Below are 339 nucleotides of genomic sequence, written 5' to 3' on the forward strand. Positions count from 1 at the left end.
CGCCTTGCGGCAATGCGGTGATACTGACTGGACAAATAGGTGTTCTTAGTTCGGGCTGCAGCCCTAGCTGCTTCCACCAGCGCGCTTCTTAGTTTTTGGTTACCCTTGCGCGTTCGTCCCGACTTTCGTTTTCCGGCGCTTTCATTATTACCTGGAGATACTCCTACCCATGAACATAAATGAGCAGCGGAGGGGAATTGGTTCATATTAGCTCCTGTTTCGGCCAAGATTTGCTCGGACGTGCGCCGCCCCACCCCGGGAATCGTGTCCAACAACTCCAGGTCTTCCTCAAAAGGGAGCATACGCTCTTTAATCTCTTCGTCCAGTCTTTTAATCTCA

The 339-nt window shown here is 51.6% G+C and carries 1 protein-coding gene; it reads right to left on the reverse strand.

Annotation, left to right across the window (positions count from 1 at the left end; genetic code table 11):
- A partial coding sequence (locus IT084_RS19145) for a transposase (protein WP_195714193.1) occupies positions 1-339 on the reverse strand: 339 nt, incomplete at both ends.

The organism is Desulfallas sp. Bu1-1, from assembly GCF_015594625.1.
Classification (GTDB): domain Bacteria; phylum Bacillota; class Desulfotomaculia; order Desulfotomaculales; family Desulfallaceae; genus JADNRQ01.